This window comes from Enterococcus sp. AZ009 (assembly GCF_050548785.1).
In the GTDB taxonomy this organism is placed as follows: Bacteria; Bacillota; Bacilli; order Lactobacillales; family Enterococcaceae; genus Enterococcus_D; species Enterococcus_D entomosocium.
Map to the genome: position 1 here is coordinate 3,490,973 of NZ_CP172960.1, position 12,769 is coordinate 3,503,741.

General features: G+C 43.6%; 15 protein-coding genes. 6 read left to right on the forward strand and 9 right to left on the reverse strand.

Going from position 1 to position 12,769, the window contains the following annotated elements:
- Window positions 1-3: 3 nt before the first annotated feature.
- Window positions 4-564 (reverse strand): aminoacyl-tRNA hydrolase, encoded by a 561-nt coding sequence (gene pth, locus IGJ74_RS16555; RefSeq protein WP_008380153.1) that lies wholly within the window; start codon window positions 562-564, stop codon window positions 4-6.
- A 355-nt stretch (window positions 565-919) separates the two neighbouring features.
- Between pth and IGJ74_RS16560 the strand changes: the two genes are divergently transcribed.
- The 3 genes from IGJ74_RS16560 to IGJ74_RS16570 all read left to right on the forward strand — a co-directional run bounded on the left by IGJ74_RS16560 (window position 920) and on the right by IGJ74_RS16570 (window position 4,025).
- Window positions 920-1,903: an L-lactate dehydrogenase gene (locus IGJ74_RS16560; RefSeq protein WP_005230720.1), complete on the forward strand. Its 984-nt coding sequence runs from the start codon at window positions 920-922 to the stop codon at window positions 1,901-1,903.
- A gap of 269 nt (window positions 1,904-2,172) precedes the next feature.
- Window positions 2,173-3,570, forward strand: coding sequence for a L,D-transpeptidase family protein (locus IGJ74_RS16565; protein ID WP_101699440.1), 1,398 nt, complete (start codon window positions 2,173-2,175; stop codon window positions 3,568-3,570).
- 155 nt (window positions 3,571-3,725) lie between these two features.
- Window positions 3,726-4,025, forward strand: a complete 300-nt coding sequence (locus IGJ74_RS16570; protein WP_005233340.1) for a hypothetical protein — start codon at window positions 3,726-3,728, stop codon at window positions 4,023-4,025.
- Window positions 4,026-4,089: 64 nt separating this feature from the next.
- Here the strand turns inward: IGJ74_RS16570 and IGJ74_RS16575 are convergent, their stop codons facing one another.
- Entirely contained in the window at window positions 4,090-4,458 is a 369-nt protein-coding gene (locus IGJ74_RS16575) for a winged helix-turn-helix transcriptional regulator (RefSeq protein WP_005233339.1), read from the reverse strand.
- A 97-nt stretch (window positions 4,459-4,555) separates the two neighbouring features.
- Between IGJ74_RS16575 and IGJ74_RS16580 the strand changes: the two genes are divergently transcribed.
- From IGJ74_RS16580 to IGJ74_RS16590, 3 genes are all read left to right on the forward strand, one after another.
- Window positions 4,556-5,434 carry an aldo/keto reductase gene (locus tag IGJ74_RS16580; RefSeq protein WP_101495169.1) on the forward strand — a complete coding sequence of 293 codons (879 nt, stop codon included), beginning with the start codon at window positions 4,556-4,558 and terminating at the stop codon, window positions 5,432-5,434.
- 39 nt (window positions 5,435-5,473) lie between these two features.
- Window positions 5,474-5,956, forward strand: coding sequence for a VOC family protein (locus IGJ74_RS16585; RefSeq protein WP_005233337.1), 483 nt, complete (start codon window positions 5,474-5,476; stop codon window positions 5,954-5,956).
- A 161-nt stretch (window positions 5,957-6,117) separates the two neighbouring features.
- Window positions 6,118-6,447: an SdpI family protein gene (locus IGJ74_RS16590; RefSeq protein WP_016611997.1), complete on the forward strand. Its 330-nt coding sequence runs from the start codon at window positions 6,118-6,120 to the stop codon at window positions 6,445-6,447.
- Window positions 6,448-6,480: 33 nt separating this feature from the next.
- Here the strand turns inward: IGJ74_RS16590 and IGJ74_RS16595 are convergent, their stop codons facing one another.
- The 7 genes from IGJ74_RS16595 to argF all read right to left on the reverse strand — a co-directional run bounded on the left by IGJ74_RS16595 (window position 6,481) and on the right by argF (window position 12,754).
- On the reverse strand, window positions 6,481-7,176 hold the full coding sequence (locus IGJ74_RS16595; RefSeq protein WP_008380162.1) for a YoaK family protein: 696 nt from the start codon (window positions 7,174-7,176) through the stop codon (window positions 6,481-6,483).
- Between the two features lie 63 nt (window positions 7,177-7,239).
- Window positions 7,240-7,755, reverse strand: a complete 516-nt coding sequence (locus tag IGJ74_RS16600; protein WP_008380164.1) for a VanZ family protein — start codon at window positions 7,753-7,755, stop codon at window positions 7,240-7,242.
- Between the two features lie 214 nt (window positions 7,756-7,969).
- Window positions 7,970-8,476 carry an arginine repressor gene (locus IGJ74_RS16605; protein WP_005233333.1) on the reverse strand — a complete coding sequence of 169 codons (507 nt, stop codon included), beginning with the start codon at window positions 8,474-8,476 and terminating at the stop codon, window positions 7,970-7,972.
- 77 nt (window positions 8,477-8,553) lie between these two features.
- Window positions 8,554-10,005, reverse strand: coding sequence for a YfcC family protein (locus tag IGJ74_RS16610; protein ID WP_008380167.1), 1,452 nt, complete (start codon window positions 10,003-10,005; stop codon window positions 8,554-8,556).
- 44 nt (window positions 10,006-10,049) lie between these two features.
- Window positions 10,050-10,739 (reverse strand): Crp/Fnr family transcriptional regulator, encoded by a 690-nt coding sequence (locus IGJ74_RS16615; RefSeq protein WP_005233329.1) that lies wholly within the window; start codon window positions 10,737-10,739, stop codon window positions 10,050-10,052.
- A gap of 42 nt (window positions 10,740-10,781) precedes the next feature.
- Window positions 10,782-11,717 carry a carbamate kinase gene (gene arcC / locus IGJ74_RS16620; protein ID WP_005233327.1) on the reverse strand — a complete coding sequence of 312 codons (936 nt, stop codon included), beginning with the start codon at window positions 11,715-11,717 and terminating at the stop codon, window positions 10,782-10,784.
- Between the two features lie 17 nt (window positions 11,718-11,734).
- Window positions 11,735-12,754 (reverse strand): ornithine carbamoyltransferase, encoded by a 1,020-nt coding sequence (argF, locus tag IGJ74_RS16625; protein ID WP_008380172.1) that lies wholly within the window; start codon window positions 12,752-12,754, stop codon window positions 11,735-11,737.
- Window positions 12,755-12,769: the final 15 nt, after the last annotated feature.

Here is a 12,769-nt window from a genome sequence, read left to right on the forward strand (position 1 = left end):
TCCTTAGTTAAATCGATTCATTGTGGCAAGAAAGTCGCCGTTGGTCAAGTAATCACTACTTGCCTCGACTGCCTTATCAATACTTTGTAAAACGATGGGCAGATCGTCTTTTGCAAAAGGACTCAGTACATGATTGACCACGGTTTGTCCTGGACGTGGCCGATCGATCCCGATTTTGATGCGGTCAAAGACTGTCGAGTCCAAATGCGCGATCAAACTCTTGATTCCATTGTGTCCCCCCGCACTGCCTTTTTGGCGCAAGCGGATTTTCCCTAATGCTAAATCAAGGTCATCATAGACCACTACTAATTCTTCTTGATAGATGCCAAAATAGGTCATCAACGGACCTACCGAACGACCGGATTCATTCATGAAGGTTTGCGGTTTGACCAAAAGGATTTTTTCACCCTTCAAGAAAAACTCTGCCACTTCTGCTTCAAAAGCCGACTTTTTAAAGGTTGCTTGGTACTTTTGTGCCAAGGCATCCACTACCATAAAGCCAACATTGTGTTTGGTTTTCTCATATTTTTTGCCGGGATTTCCCAAGCCTACAATCATTTTCATTTTTCGATTACGCTCCATTATTTCTAGTTTCAAGCTGATTCTTCATCTATTTTATCGGTTTTCTTATCCAAACACAAAATACTGGGCACACAAATGCGCCCAGTTCTTTTGCTGAAATAATTATAACACGAAATGGACTGTTATGGTGGCGTCCTCTTGCTCAGTTTTTATCTTTCTTAACGAATCTTAATAAAACGTTGATATATCCTCTTTTTGACGTAATAACAAAGAAAGCATTTACAACTGAAACAGCGATATTTTGTGTAATATTGTTGTGCAAATCACATGACAAATATACTTGAAAATGGTAGGATGATAGCGAGTAAAACAATTATGCGGAAGGAATGATACACAGATGACTGCAAAAACGAACAAAAAAGATCACCAAAAGGTAATTCTTGTTGGAGACGGTGCGGTTGGTTCTAGTTACGCGTTTGCGCTGGTGACCCAAAACATTGCGCAAGAAGTCGGAATCATTGATATAAATACAGCAAAAACAGAAGGCGACGCAATTGATTTGTCCCATGCCTTGGCCTTTACTTCCCCTAAAAAAATCTATGCCGCTTCTTATGAAGATGCACATGATGCTGATTTAGTCGTTATTACAGCTGGTGCGCCTCAAAAACCAGGTGAAACCCGCTTAGATTTGGTTCATAAAAACTTGAAAATCAACCGGGAAGTAGTTACCCAAATCGTTGATTCAGGGTTCAACGGAATCTTCTTAGTAGCAGCGAACCCAGTCGATATTTTGACTTACTCGACTTGGAAATTCTCAGGCTTCCCGAAAGAACGCGTCATCGGTTCAGGTACTTCTTTAGACTCTGCACGTTTCCGTCAAGCTTTGGCTGAATTAGTCGATGTTGATGCCCGTAACGTCCATGCCTATATCTTAGGCGAACACGGGGATTCAGAATTCCCTGTTTGGTCTCATGCCAACGTAGCCGGCTTGCAAATCTATGAATGGGTCAAAAATAACCCAGACATCGATGAAGAAGCAATGGTCAACATTTTCTTCAGTGTTCGTGATGCAGCCTACACCATCATCGAGAAAAAAGGTGCGACCTTCTACGGGATCGCGGTAGCCTTAGCACGGATCACTCGTGCGATCTTAGACGATGAAAATGCTGTTTTACCATTGTCTGTGTACATGAACGGCGAATACGGCTTAAACGACTTGTACATCGGTGCGCCTGCAGTTATCAACGCCCAAGGGATCCAAAAAGTGATTGAGATCCCATTGACGGATGGTGAAAAAGACCGGATGGCCGCTTCTGCAAAACAATTAAAAGATATTCTTGATGAAGCTTTTGCGAAACTAGATGCAGAAGACAATCAATAATTTCTTTCACTTCGTTTAGCTAGTCAACTATGCCACTGAACGAACCTTACAGCTCACTCTTTTTCAGAACAATTTGATCAAGATGATTTGCTGCGGTTCGTTCAGTTTTTTTATGCAAAGAAATGCTTTTCTACAGCTTAGCTAAAGATAGTTTAAGAATTTTCTATTTTTCATGGAAGTTTCATTTGCCATATTCGCTTTCTTGGGGGAATATGGTATGATTTAAGCGTTATTATCTATTATGCCATTAGAAAAAAAGGAGTAGTTGAATGACTCGTTCAAACAAACATACTGACGCCAAGAACAATACCAAGAAAATTGTTCTGATCGTTGTGGCTGCTATATTAGTAGTGATCGCTGGCGGCTATACCTACCGAAGTACATATTATGCAAACCGTTTTTTACCAAAGACTGAAATCGATGGGATCGACATCAGCAACAAAACTGTTGCCGAGGCCAATGCCCTGCTGCATGACCGCTATTCGCAAGAAGATTTCACCATCAAAGAAGGCGATAGCGAATGGAAGACAATCAACCTTGCTCAATTTGGGTTACAAACGGATTTCACCGATGAGCTGCAATCGTTAAAAGATGAACAGAACCAGTGGAGTTGGGGAATGGCTTATGTTTCCGCTGCAGAAGAAAAAACACTGGACAATCTCTCGGTGGATCAAGATACGCTAAACAGCGAAACGGATACGATTCAAAAGGAACTAGAAACTTTAAATGAGGATCGTACCAAGTCAGCCGATGCAACATTGGAAAAAGGCGAAGACGGCTTTTCTATCAAACCAGAAGTTGACGGCGATGCCATTGATGTGGACAAAGCAGTAGCGGACTTACAAGAAGCCATCGTCAGTGGCGAAAAGGAATTAAATCTCGTCGATTACGTCACAAAACCAAGTGTGACCGCTGATGATCCTGATCTAACCAAAGAAATGGATTCGTTGAATAAAATCGCCAAAGTAACCGGCAATTATACGATCAACGGAAACACGTTTCAAATTCCAAGAGAATCGATCATGGATTGGCTCTCTTACAAAGATGGCAACACCACGATCGACGAAGACAAAGTAAGAAGTTATGTCGCTTCGATCGGAGAGCAATACAACACCAGCACCAATTCTTCGACCTTCAAGAGTACCAAACAAGGTGAAGTAACGGTTCCAGCCGGCACCCTCAGCTGGACGATCCAAACCGATGCGGAAACAGAAGCATTGATTGAGGCGTTAAAAGCCGGCGAAGACTTCACGCGCACACCGATCGCTCAAGGAAGCACCGATGCTGGCAGCCCGTTATTTGGCAACACGTATATCGAAGTTGATTTGAAAAACCAACACATGTGGTATTACAAAGATGGCGAGCTGGTGCTAGATACGAAAATTATTTCTGGAAAACCAGCCACACCAACGCCAACTGGTGTCTTCTATGTCTGGAACAAAGAAGAAGATGCAACCTTGACCGGTGAAGATTATGCGTCCCCTGTTGATTACTGGATGCCGATCGATTGGACCGGTGTCGGAATCCATGATTCTGATTGGCAAACGGAATACGGTGGTGATCTTTGGAAAACCCGCGGCTCTCACGGCTGTATCAATACTCCGCCAGGCGTAATGAAAGAATTGTACAGCAAAGCCGAAGTCGGGACACCCGTGATCGTGATTTAATGGAAAAAAGAGTCAAACCTTTTTATAGATGAACCAAAAGCTGCAAAAGAAAATTCTTTTGCGGCTTTTTTGTTGTTTCCCAAATGTTCCTGTTTACAAAGCGTCATTTAATTAATATACTTAATTAAGCATATTAATTAAAAAGGAGAATCACTTTGGAAAAAGTTGTCTTTATTGATCGTTCTACTTTAGCTGGAAGTCTGATTAAAATTTTCGCCCGCAACATCCAAATGCTGTCCGAGGATCAAATCAGCGTGACTGTTGTGACACCAGAACGTCTGATGAATTATCGTTTTTCGCAAGAAAAAATCGTTTTGGTCGATCCTTTGCTTTCTTTAACAGATCCGATGATCAAGCAGGCCATCCCGCCGCGAATCAAGCGCCTGTCATTTCCCATCAATCATTACAGCGGCATGAATGCTGAAGCCATTCTAGAATTGATCCAACAAGCATAACCTAAAAAAGGCCGACGGAAACCAATGGTTTCTGCCGGCCTTTTCTCATGCCACTTGCCCTCTGCTAGACAATCGCCTCTTCTTGTTCTAACAAAGTAACTTGTTCTCCTTTGTCTTGTAGCGCAGCGACGTGCATCGTGCCCCACTGGCAAAGGGTATCCAATAAGCCGCCTAACGTTTCTCCATATTCACTCAAGGAATACTCAACTTTGGGTGGTACTTGATTATAGGATTTGCGGGTAACGATATCAGACTCTTCTAGTTCCCGCAATTGCTGCGTCAACATTTTTTGACTGATGCCAGGAATTTTTCGTCGTAAATCACTAGGACGCAATGCCCCATGGCGTAAATTACAAAGAATGATTGGTTTCCATTTCCCGCCGATGACATCCATCGTTGCTTCTACACCGATATTATAAATTTTTTCTTCCATTTTTTTCACCTCATCAAGTCTGCAAACACACAAATGTTACCAAAAGGTGTGTATCAAACAAAAAAGTACGTACTATGCAACCTTACCTCCTCATTATATGATGATTACAGAAAAAAATAAAGGAGATGTTTTTATGATCGAAAAATTATCGGATACCGTTACACTGAACAACGGCAGCAAAATCCCCGGTTTGGGGCTAGGTGTCTTTCAAATCCCTGAAACTGAAACAGCAGAGGTCGTGAAACAGGCCATTATCAATGGGTATCGCCTGATTGATACGGCGGCTATTTACGGCAACGAAACAGGAACAGGGGAAGGAATCAAACAAGGCTTACAAGAAACGGGGTTGGCTCGTGAAGAACTCTTTGTCACTTCCAAACTTTGGAACGATCACTTAACTTATGATGAAACGATCCATGCTTTCAATGAGAGTTTGGCCCGCTTAAACCTCGAGTATCTCGACTTGTACTTGATCCATTGGCCGGGAAACCAGGCATTTCAAGAGTCATGGCGCGCATTGGAAGACTTGTATGCCGCTGGAAAAATCAAAGCAATCGGGGTCAGCAACTTCCAGATTCATCACTTGGAGCAACTATTGGCCGCTGCTAAGGTCGTTCCTGTCGTCAATCAGATCGAACTGCATCCCAAACTTACGCAGCAAGACCTGCGGGACTTTTGTGCTGAAAAGGGGATTGCGATCCAAGCTTGGTCACCTTTGATGCAAGGCAAACTGCTGAAAGAGGAAACCGTCTTGGCGATCGCCGATGCACAGCAAAAATCAGCGGCACAAGTGCTTTTACGCTGGGCTATCCAACAAGGAATCTTAGTCAATGTCAAATCGACACACCCTGAGCGAATGCGCGCCAATGCAGCGATTTTTGATTTCCATTTATCAGAAGATGAAATGGCCCGCTTGAACGCATTAAATGAGGACCTGCGAGTGGGTCCAGATCCAGACACATTCGATTTTCATTAACCAAACGATATACTAAACAAAACCTTAGGAGGAAGTATAATGACAAACACAAACACAGGATTTTCAATGGTTAACCACGTGGGAATCACCGTCAGCAATCTCGAACGTTCCATTCAATTTTATGAAGCATTAACTGGAAAGAAAATCGCTAATCAAGATACGATCGGTGGCAAACGAATGGCGCAAACGCAAGGTTTAGAGGATACATTGATCAAATACGCCAATCTTCATTTAGACAATCTCAACATCGACCTTTTAGAATACGTCGAACCAAAATCCAACAAAGCTAGCTATTCCAATGAGCAAATCAGTGCCATGCATCTTTGTTTTGAAGTCGAAAATATTGATGAAGCCGTTGCTCGTCTAAAAGCCATCGGGGTTGAACCTGACGGTACCCCAATCGTTTTTGAAGAACAAGATGGTTTAAAAAGCGGCTTCGGGACAGGTGTTGCCTACTTTACAGATCCAGATGGCACCAATCTTGAACTGATTGCACCAAAAGGACCATTTCAACGCGGATAATTGAAAAAGGGATGGCGACTTATAGCGCCCTCCCTTTTTATTTACGCAAAACTATCTATTTTTTCAATAGTTCCCCTTCATAGAATCCTTTACAGCGAGTACAATAAATAGATAATCCTTTTTATTCGCTGATTTTCCCAACAAACCTCGCTTGAAAGGAAGTGATCTCGATCGATATTGGTCTTTTGTTGTTGATTTTTACGGGTATTTTTTTCATCGTCTTCCGGTTCTTTTACCGAGAAGAACCCAATTATATATTCGGCTTTCGCACCAAGCGCAGTACAGCCAGTGTCAGCAATTGGCGTTTTTCCCAGCAGTGGTTCTCCCTGTTGGCGATGCTCTTTCTAGGTGGGGTCATTTTGCTGCAGCGCAACGAGCTGATTGAAGAGAAATTTTACCAGATAGCCGTCCTTGGTAGCTATCTTCTAGCAGCACTGCTGGTAGAAATAGCGCTTTATCTCAAAGATTCACGCGCGAGCACCAAAAAGTAAGACAAAAAAGACATTCCGGGGAATGTCTTTTTTCTATTCTTTATTTTGACTGTGGATCGTGATTCCCAACACCAGGGCTAAAATTCCTGAAACCACCCAGATGGTCCGGTGGAATAAGAAAATTCCTAGCAAGCTGCTTAAAACCGCCCCAAAAAAGAAACCGCCGATGATCAAGGAAATAGAAATGATCTTGGGTGTCACTGATCGGTCCTGCTTAAACCCGCGCAAATACAAGTAATCAGCCAGCGAACGTAAATTGCCAGTGGTCATCGTGGTGGCATAGGGCATCCCTGCCAAGCGCCGATAAGCGGCATATTGAATCGCTGCAAAAAAAGATAATCCGGAATCAACCAGGACATTGGGTAAAGAACGCGCAAAAAAGCCCAGAACCAAAATACCGATTGCTTCAAAGATCAACGCAGCATTTTGCCAAACGATCCAACCACCAGTCGGAAAATGATGCTGCAGATAATTCGTCACCACGATCCCCACTAAAAACATACAGATTGGTGGCAGATACCGAAAGGCTTGTTCAAACTGCCCCGTTGAAAGATTGATCCCTAACAAAATAACATTCCCCGACTGCATGCTCGCAAACACTTCACCGTGAAAGAGATAGGTATAGGCATCTAAAAAGCCGCCAGCCATCGCGAGAAGAACCCCCACCGGCAAACTTTCATGCACGACAAACTCGGTTTTGCCTTTGACACTACTCAAACTTTTTTCCATTGGTTTCGCCTCTTGTTTTTTATACTTTCTAACAGCTTAACGCTTAAAAACGCCGACAACTCGTTATGTTTTGCGGCGTTTAGGTGACTTTTTCGATAACTGACAAATCAACCACCCCAAAAGAACGGCGGTCAGTGCTCCAGCTGAATCCAGCATGACATCTTGAAAAAGCGGCGTCCGTCCTCCCGTCAGCATTTGATGGTATTCATCGATCCCAGCATAGCCGGTAGCTGCTAACCAAGCAAAAAAAGCGGCTAGCCAATACGGCGTACGGCGATATACGAGAACGAAGAACAGACTGCCCCCTAAGACAAAATAGGTAAAGAAATGTGCGCCTTTGCGAATGAAAAATTCCACAAATGAGAAATAGCCTTTTTCCGCAATACTGATCTCCGAACCAGCATAGGAAAAAGAAATCTTCTCTAGCCACTCTTTCAATGGTTCATTTTTTAAGATTCGTGAAAGCAACCCGATTTGTGATTGCTGCTCATAGGTTTGTGAAGAACTGATAAAGAGGATGACCATAACCGCAAGTGCGATACAAAAGTAAAAATTCGGTTCTTTCAGTAATTTTTTCATAGTTTTCACTCCTCATTTTCCTATCTTACCATTTTCATTTGGTGATGCAACTGTTTTTCCAGCAAACCGTGGTGACATTGCACACACAAAAAGAGTGCTTCCGTGAAGATTAGAAGCACTCTTTCTTTTTAAAAATAGCCATCGGTATGAAAAGCCGTCACCCGTTTGGTTGTGAGATTTTGGGGCTTGTGACGTTCAGCTCCTTCAACGATTCTCAGGGCTGTTTTGCGTTTTTTTCTCCAGTAAACAATGACGAACCCATCTCGTAGCCTTCTACATAATGGTTCAACCGATCGACGACCTCTGCTGCCGCTTCTTGTGACGGCGTGATGATCAATAAAATATCAAACCCTGCAATCGTGCCGACAATTTCTGGTAGCTCCATTTCATCAAGATAATTGGCGATCACATCGGCGCCGTTTTCAGCCGTATGAACGACAACTAAAAAGTCAATCTGCGTAATCTTTTTTAGGTACTCATACATCGAAAACGCAATTCTGTCTTCTAGATCCTGCTCTTTGGATTCAAAGATCGAATAATACGGCCGACCGTTTTTAGCATACGTTTTAGCGATGTTCATTTCCCGCATGTCTCTAGAAATCGTGGCTTGGGTAGCTGAAACATTTTCTTTTTTTAATAAATTCATCAATTCTTCTTGAGACTCAATCCGATGTAGGACAAAGAGTTTTTTGATAATTGCTTGTCGCTCTTTTTTTTTCATTTACTTGATCCGCTCCTCTCAAGTCGCCTCGCTTACTGAAATAGTTGATCCGTCTCGTTCACATCTTGAAACGTAGCTTACAAGAACAACATTGAGAAGATTAAAATGGCAAGATTGGAAATTCCGATAACCAGTAACGGTTTGCGCATAAAGCGGGTCCAAGTGGAATAGTTGACCCGAGCCAGCTCCAATCCCCCCATCACGACGCCAGAAGTTGGTGTGATCAAATTCACTAATCCGCAACCAGCAGTAAAGATCATCACCATGACGTTCGGATTGAGTCCGATGCTTTGCGCCAAGGCCCCCATGATCGGGATCGATACATACGCTAGTCCGGAAGTCGATGGAATCAAGAACGATAAGAGCAGATACAAAATGTAGGCGCCAATCACAAACAGGACAGGTGATAGACCTTCTAAAAGATGGGAAGCCCGATCCAAAATAAACAGATCCAAGTACGTCGTTTGCATAATGTAGGAAGCACCCCGTGCCACAACGATGATCAAGACAACGGATAAAATGTCTTTGACCCCATCGATAAAGTTGGTCACGATTTCTTTTTCTGAGAATCCTTGAATCAACGCAATGATGATACTGATGTAGAAGAACCACATGGCCAAATCACCAAAATACCATTCACCGAAGCTATTGCCGGTCAAAAAGGCGGTCCAACCGTCAAACACATGGATATCAAAGTCGCCCCAAGGAATCAAGGAAACCACCATGATCACAAAGGATAAACCAAAAATCGTCAAAATCAGGCGATGTTTTTGCGTAAACACCAAGGCTTCGTTCGTGTCTTTGACAAAATGTTCTTCCATTTCTTTTTGCTCTTGCAGCGATAAGATCGTGGAGCCTTTGTCGGCTTTGACTTTTTTGGCATAAGACATCACCACAAAGATACAGTATGCGGTCGTGACTAACCAAAGCAATGCCCCGACTACTAAGATCGTGCCATTGTTTGGGGCAATATCGATGCTTCGCAAGGCATCCATCGCAACGCCGGTCGCAAAGGGATTGACGGTGGAGCCAATCACGCCGGCACCAGCACCCAGCATAACGGTTCCTGCTGCGACGATCGTATCAAAACCTGATGCCACCATCGTTATTGCTAATAAGGAATAAAAAGGAATCGTTTCTTCCGCCATTCCATAAGTGGAGCCGCCGATCGAAAACAAGATCATTAAAATCGGAATCAAAATCAACTCATTGCCTTTGAGTTTTTTGACCAAATGCTGAATCCCGGCTTCCAAAGCGCCTGTTCGCGTGACGATATTCAAAAAACCACCCAAACAGAGAATAAACACACAGATCTCGATCGCATCACGAAATCCGTTAAAAGGCGCCATAAAGAAATCAGAAAACTTGGCACCCACCACTTGGCTGACCATCTCTTCTTGGCCTGCTGGTAAAGAAGGCGCAAAAGGCTGCCCTGCTAAGAGCCAGGAAGCGACCGTCAAGGCGATAATGATCAGAAATAAGATACTGAATGATGTCAGCGACTTTTTTTCTTTTTGCTTTTTTTTCATCTGTGTTCCCCCTTTTTTGAATCGATCCTATTTGCTGCCAGCCATTACTTGGCAACATGAGAAAAATAATCTTGGTCATAAATAATGAGTTCTTTGTAGCGATAATAAATCTTTCTTTTATGCACGAGCGCCTTGAGCGTTTGACTGACTGTCTCTCGCGTCGTTCCACTGTACTTGGCTATATCATTGATAAAAACTGGAAAAGGGATGCGAATCTGCTCACCTTGTGTCTGCCCATGCTCGATCATCAAAAGACCAATCGTATTAACGACTCTTGTTTGCGCGCTGGAGGTGACACAATACTCGACACGGCGTCTTTGCTTTTCCAACTGCCGGCTCATTTGCTGATTGAGCCACAGCAACTGACTTGTAGACGAAACGACTAGCGGTTCAAACAGTGACATCGCTGCAAACTGCACGACAATGTCTGTTGCAGCGAATGCCGATACATCATAGTTGTCTCTTTCAAACAAGCCAATCAAAGGAAATAACTGATCTGGCCCAACAAAATCTACATAACAATAGGAATCAGTTCCGTCGGTCTTTTCGATCCGCACAAGTCCTTCTATCACAAGGAATATCCGATCTCTTACGTCGCCTTCATAAAAAAGCACTTGACCTTTTTTGTACGTACGGCAGTAAATATGCTCTTTCAAACGCTGCTGATTTTCTTCTTCCAGCCATTGAAAGCTGTTCGCTCTTGTTGATGGATCTTTTATTTGGTGGTCGATCATTTTTCTCACTCCAATGTTTTGGGTCTTGCTTTGCTGCTTCGCTTACTTCCAGGTGATCTGCGTGCCAGCATCATCGATAGCTGCCAGCTTGTCTAAAGAAGTAATCACTGCCCGTTTTTCCGCCCCCATTTTGACAAAGTTCAAAGCGGCTTGTACTTTCGGCAACATACTACCTGGTGAAAAATGGCCTTCATCGACATAGGTTTCCAATTCCGCGGCGGTCACATGATCCAACCACTGCTCACTTTCCTTGCCAAAGTTCAAAGCGATTTTTTCTACGCCCGTTAAAATGATCAGCTGATCCGCATCGACTAATCGAGCCAATTTTTCAGAAGCAAAATCTTTATCGATCACGGCTTCAACACCCAGGCCATTGTCTAGCACGGGAATGCCGCCGCCTCCTGCACAAATGACGATCGTGTTTTGTTCAATCAGCGCTTTGATGCTGGCAACTTCTTGGATCGCTTGTGGTGCAGGACTAGCCACGACTTTCCGCCAGCCACGACCAGCATCTTCCCGGTAGATGGCATCTGAAGCCGCCATGGCTTCTTTGGCAGCCGTTTCCGTTAAGAACGGCCCGATTGGTTTTGTCGGATGGGCAAATGCTGGATCTTGGGCATCGACTGTAATTTCCGTGACCACAGTCACCACCGGCTTCGCTATTTGTGCTGCTTTCAACTGGATTCTCAGCTCATTTTGCAACCAATAGCCAATACTGCCTTGGGTCATGGCGACACAGGTATCTAAAGGCATTGCTGGGTTTTTGCTAGAATCGCTCGCTTGCTGCTGCAAAACCAGGTTTCCCACTTGGGGACCATTCCCATGAGTAATGATCAAATTGACGTCTTTTCGGATCAAGGGAATCAGGTAGTCCACGGTCTGTTTGAGTCGCTCTTTTTGCCCTTTGGCACTGGCATCTTCTGCTAAGATGGCGTTGCCGCCAAGGGCGACAACGATCGTTGGTTTCTTTTCACTCATCTGCTCACTGCTCCTTCTCACACTCTAGGAATAAATAGATCGCCTAATGTTACTGCCATGATCGCTTTGATCGAGTGCATCCGGTTTTCAGCCTCTTCAAATTGACGACCCCAGTGACTACGGAAAATATCGTCTGTGATCTCCATTTCAGAAATGCCAAATTTTTCTTCGATCATTTTTCCATACGTCGTATTCGTATCATGGAACGCTGGCAAGCAGTGCAGCACGATCAAGCCATCGTCTTGTTTTCCGGTGGCCATCACCATTTCGCGGTTGATCTGGTAATCTTTCAACAGCTTCACCCGCTCTTCGAACTGGTCTTCTTCCCCCATTGACACCCAAACATCGGTATACAAGACGTCTGCATCTTTGACGCCTTTTTGGATATCATCTGTTACCATCAACTGACTGCCAGATTCTTTAGCAAATTTGTTGGCATAGTCTGTCACTTCTTGCGCTGGGAAAAGTTCTTTTGGTGCACAGATACGAACGTTGACCCCTAAAATTGCCCCCGTCACTAACAAACTATTCGCCATATTGTTCCGGCCGTCGCCCACATAAACTAGCGTAATGTTTTCCAAGGTGCCGAAGTTTTCTTTGATGGTCATAAAGTCAGCGATCATTTGGGTTGGGTGCCATTCATCGGTTAAGCCATTCCAAACAGGAACACCGGAGAATTTGGCTAAATCTTCAACGACTTGTTGACTGAATCCACGAAACTCAATACCGTCAAACATGCTGCCTAAAACTTTTGCTGTATCTTCGACAGATTCTTTTTTGCCTAGCTGAATATCATTCGCGCCTAAAAATTCTGGATGGGCACCAAGATCGATGGCAGCTGTCGTAAAGGCCGCCCGTGTCCGAGTCGATGTTTTTTCAAACAAAAGGGCAATGTTCTTGCCTTCTAAATAACGATGAGAAATATTTTGTTTTTTCAATTGTTTTAAATAGATTGAAAAATCAATGAGGTATTCTAACTCGGCTTTCGTAAAATCTTTTTCTGCTAAAAAACTTCTTCCTTTAAATACTTGTTCCATCGATGATTCCTCCTC